This window comes from Chitinophaga sp., assembly GCF_035564935.1.
Taxonomy (GTDB): Bacteria; Bacteroidota; Bacteroidia; order Chitinophagales; family Chitinophagaceae; genus Chitinophaga.
Genome location: NZ_DATMTE010000749.1, coordinates 1 through 4,811, shown reverse-complemented (window position 1 = coordinate 4,811; position 4,811 = coordinate 1). Strand labels below are relative to the sequence as shown.

Genomic DNA, 4,811 nt, shown 5'->3' with positions numbered 1-4,811 from the left:
GAAGACAAAAAAGACCGGGAAAATCCCGATCGTAAAACGGATAGCAGTAATGAAGTATTTTACACAGCAACAGAAGTGCAGGATGTTTTAAAACCGTTTTTTAAAAATATCACACACTCCCGGATAAACCCTTATTGCATAAGTATTCCAACAGGTCCGTCATCGACCGTATTCCGTCCTCCCATTTTATAGGCATCATTATTTTAATTGCCCTTATGTTCCCGGTTCGATAACGGGAACGCACCAACGTGCATACAGTATCCGGCAGAATAATATTTTTTAAATCCTGCATGGTATGTAGGTAAGGGCGTCCGTTGCCTTTTAATTTCCACTTATTACATCACATAAAATGAAATTCATGTACAATATTAAATATACCCTATTCTCCATAGTAGTAGCTGCCTGCTGTTTTAGCTCCTGTAAAAAAGACGACGCACCAATCCCCGCAGATGACACGGTAAAAGCTACCTTGTCTATTCAGTTCGATAACATTGCGGGCGACAGGAATCTGCAGCTGAACACAGGTGTTTATACCAATGCAGCCGGAGAAAAGTTCACCGTAGAACGGCTGAAATATTACATTACCAATATCAGCGCAAAGAGAGTAGATGGAGAAACATTTACAGTGCCCAAAGATAGCAGCTACTTTCTGGTGTCTGAAGCAGATGCCGCTTCACAGTTCGTGAAAGTAAAAGTACCGGAAGGAGAATATACGTCAGTTAGTTTTATTCTTGGAGTGGATAGTCTTAGCAGCGTGATGGACATCCGGAAAAGAACAGGTGTGCTGGATCCTTCCGCCGGCATGGATGACGGCATGTACTGGGAATGGAATATGGGATATATTTTTTTTAAAATGGAAGGTACATCTGATGCGGCCCCTGCAGACCCCAGCGGCCGCCACAACTTCCGGTATCATATTGGCGGCTTCGGCGGCTACAGTGTGCCCACGCTCAATAATATTAAAACCATCACTGTTGATCTTACTGCCGGCGGTGTTGCCCGGGTAAGACAGGGAAGGGAGGCCAATGTGCACCTGATGGTGGATATCCTTAAGATGTTTAATGGCGCTGCCAATGTTAGCATAGCTGCACATCCCAGTGTAATGTTCGGTGATTTCAGTACAATTATCGCTGATAACTATACGCAGATGTTTTATCACGACCATACGGAGAACTAATTCTAAACGATTGCCGATGATTAAACTACAGTGGTTAACAGCAGTATCTTTTATCTTCCTCCTGCCGGCTTGCAGTAAAAATGAAAAGATGAAAGAGCAGGTAGTGGCTTTCGCCGGATTTCAGCAGCCCTCCGGGTTTCCGGCGCCTGCTTATAAATTGGCCAATAACCGGGTAACGAAGTATGGATTTGAATTAGGGAGGAAGCTATTTTATGAACCGCGTCTGTCGCGTAACAATACCATTTCCTGCGGATCCTGTCACCTGCAAACATCTGCCTTTACGCATCACGGGCATGATATCAGTCATGGCATCGACGATCGTTTAGGTAGCAGGAATACTCCGCCTATCATGAACCTGGCCTGGAACCCCACATTCATGTGGGATGGTGGCGTTTTTGACCTGGATCTGCAGCCGGTGGCGCCTATCACCAATTTTGTGGAAATGGACGAAACAGTAGCCAATGTATTGGTGAAGCTGAGGAATACACCGCCTTATCCTGCGCTTTTCAAAAAAGCATTTGGCGCAAGCGATATTACAACTGCCGATATGATGAAAGCATTATCCCAGTTTATGGTGATGCTGGTAAGCGATCAGTCGAAATACGATAGCGTAATGCGCAAACAGGGAGTAGGCTTTACAACGGAAGAACAGCAGGGGTATGAAATATTTCAGCAGAAGTGCAACAGCTGCCACCGGGAACCCTTATTCACGGATCATTCATTCCGGAACAATGGTATCATGCCCGGCCCAAATAACGACGAGGGCCGGTACCCGGTAACACTGAATCCGGCGGACAAATATAAATTCAAGGTACCCAGTCTCCGTAACCTGGCATACACCGCACCTTACATGCACGATGGCCGCTTTTACACTTTGCAGGGCGTGCTCACACATTATAATTCCGAAGTAACGGAAACGCCTACACTGGATCCGTTGCTGAAAACAAATGGCAGGCCCGGTATTTCTCTTTCAGCGGAGGAGCAACAAAAATTGCTGACTTTTCTGAATACATTAAATGACAGGAGTTTTATTAAAGACCAAAGGCTTTCCCAGGAAACCCAATAAAATACAACAATGAAAAAGATACTGATATTGTTGATCTGTTTGATAGCCGGATTCGGCGAAGCCTACGCCTGTGATATCTGCGGCTGTGGAGTGGGCAGTTATTACATCGGTTTGCTGCCGGATTTTAAAAAGAAATTCATCGGCCTCCGCTACCAGTATAAAACACTGCGTTCCCATTTAGGTCCTGGCGGTACAACTTCTTATCTCACCACCAATGAAACATACCAAACGGCGGAACTGTGGGGCGGGTGGAACATCGGCAAACGTTTCAGGCTATTGGGGTTTGTACCGGTTAATTTCAACAGCCGGGAGAACCAGGGCGCCACCATGAGCAGATCCGGTATCGGCGACATTGCCGTGGTAGGGTACTACCAGCTAATGGATAAACAGCATACCACCGGCAATGGAAAGCTGCTGGTACAATCATTATGGATAGGTGGTGGCGTAAAGGTGCCAACCGGTAAATATGAACCCACGGAACACAGGGAAAATGAAGATACGCCAAACAATTTCCAGCTGGGCACAGCCAGTACGGACTTCACCCTTAACGCAATGTATGATGTACGACTGATGGACTTCGGTGTAAATGCCAATGTAAGTTATAAGATCAATACTGATAGTAAATATGATTACCGTTATGGGAATAAATTCACCGCAAACCTGCTGGCGTATTACAAAATAAGAGTAGCGGAAAAGGTAACGCTGACGCCTGATGCCGGCGTACTGTACGAAACTGCTGAAAAAGATACAGAAGCGAAAAGGTACCGGGTGGATATTTCAGGTGGGTACTCGCTGTTGGCTACAGTGGGTATGGAGGCTACTTTGGGAGTTGTTTCGATAGGAGGTAATTTCCAACGTGCAATTTCACAACAACTGGCGGATAGCCGGATCAAAGCCGGTAACCGGGTGATGGTGCATGTTACTTATTTATTCTGATGTTTATGACCAGGCTACTGTAAACACATGAAATCCATTTTCAAAACGGTAGCTTTCCTGCCAGCCATGCAGCCGGCATATCTGGCCTACAATAGCCAGTCCCAGCCCGGTGCCGGTAGTATTGGGAGAGGAGGCGCCAAAGCGCCTGAAAAGCGTTTCTTCCTCCAATGGCCCGGCGCCGGTATTGGATATTTCCAGCAGGCGTTCCTGAAGGGTGATCATCATAACATCTTTCTGATGACTGTGTCTCACAGCATTCATAATAAGATTGATAAGCATAACTTCCGCCAGCACTTTATTACCCGGTAATATTGTTCCGGGTGCAATACGTTTTAGGACCTCCAGTTGCTTGTCTTCCAGGAAGTCTTCCAGCAATGTAAGCTGGCTTTCCAATATCACGGAGAGGTTGATGGTTTCCTTTACAGAAAACTGGCTGTTCTCAATTTTAGCCAGCAGTAACAGGTTCTTATTGATCCGCGTAACTTTCGAAAGTGATTGATGGGCTTCATTGATCAGCCCTGATTGTTCATCTGTGATTGGTTTGCTTTGGTGTAACAGGTCCAGTTTAAATTTTACAATAGACAGGGGCGTTTGTAATTCGTGTGAGGCGTTGTGCGTAAACTCCTTTTGCTGTTTATAGGCAGCGATGTTACCTGCAATTAATTTTTCCAGGTAACGGTGAAGTGTATCAAACTCCTCTGTACCGCTGTCTTTAAACCGGATGGCATGTTGCTTATGCAGATCGAATGAGGATATTTCCTGCAAAGTATTATAGAAAGGCAGCCATAACTTCTTCGATATTCTCCTGTTAATAAAAATAAAACCACCCAGTAAGATCAGGAAGAAAATGAAAGTGATACCACCAATGGCAATGATGGTTTCATAGGATTCTTCTATATTGGTTTCCTGGGTAAGACGCAACACCTTTCCGTTGATAGTAAAGTATGTAATCAGCCCCTGGAACCTGTCCCAGCCTTTTGCCGGGATATATTTATTTTTCCGGTAGATGTTATAGGTGGAGTCGGGGCGCAGCGCCGCAACGGGTTGCAGCTGTGTTTCAGGATGCAGTTTATTCCAGAGCGCCACGCTTTCGGTGAGCTCTTTGTCGGAAAGTGAAAGCGCCTGCAGGTTTTGCCGGGTAGTGGCACTTACAATACGGTTATGTTCTTTTAATTCATGTTTCCAGATGAAATCTATAATGGCATAATATGCAGGGATACTGCAGGCCAGTACAACCCCGGCATACAACACAAATGCCTTCATCGATTTATTAAGCAGCTTATTCATATAGCAGTTTATAATGCATATGCATTAAAGCTGCTAAGATAGGCTATACTTCCCAACGATAGCCGGTGCCATATATAGTTTTAAGATAACCCGCGCACCCGGCCTCTCCCAGCTTTTTCTTGAGATTCTTAATATGGGCGTAAATAAAATTATGATCGTCTAACATCCCTGCAAGATCGCCGGAAAGATGTTCTGCCAGCGCGTTTTTAGAGACAACTTTATTTTTATTGCCAATGAAGTACAACAGCAGATCGAATTGTTTTTTAGTAAGGATCACCGGTGTGGTATTAACATGCACCGTTTTGGACAACAGGTTAATGGTGAGTTCATTTTGCCGGATAATAT

The 4,811-nt window shown here is 45.0% G+C and carries 5 protein-coding genes; 3 read left to right on the top strand and 2 right to left on the bottom strand.

What is annotated here, in order from left to right; genetic code table 11:
• Window positions 1-358 precede the first annotated feature (358 nt).
• The 3 genes from VN105_RS19410 to VN105_RS19400 are packed head-to-tail and all read left to right on the top strand — an operon-like array spanning window position 359 to window position 3,179.
• A complete protein-coding gene (locus VN105_RS19410) occupies window positions 359-1,177 on the top strand; it encodes an MbnP family protein (RefSeq protein WP_325643258.1) in 819 nt (272 codons plus the stop codon).
• Between the two features lie 16 nt (window positions 1,178-1,193).
• Window positions 1,194-2,243, top strand: a complete 1,050-nt coding sequence (locus VN105_RS19405) for a cytochrome-c peroxidase (protein WP_325643256.1) — start codon at window positions 1,194-1,196, stop codon at window positions 2,241-2,243.
• Between the two features lie 9 nt (window positions 2,244-2,252).
• Window positions 2,253-3,179 (top strand): transporter, encoded by a 927-nt coding sequence (locus tag VN105_RS19400; protein WP_325643254.1) that lies wholly within the window; start codon window positions 2,253-2,255, stop codon window positions 3,177-3,179.
• A gap of 3 nt (window positions 3,180-3,182) precedes the next feature.
• Here the strand turns inward: VN105_RS19400 and VN105_RS19395 are convergent, their stop codons facing one another.
• The gene (locus tag VN105_RS19395) at window positions 3,183-4,466 is read right to left on the bottom strand and encodes a HAMP domain-containing sensor histidine kinase (RefSeq protein ID WP_325643252.1); all 1,284 of its coding nucleotides are present in this window, start codon (window positions 4,464-4,466) and stop codon (window positions 3,183-3,185) included.
• A 43-nt stretch (window positions 4,467-4,509) separates the two neighbouring features.
• The coding region (locus tag VN105_RS19390) for a winged helix-turn-helix domain-containing protein (protein ID WP_325643250.1) at window positions 4,510-4,811 on the bottom strand (302 nt) is incomplete at its 5' end.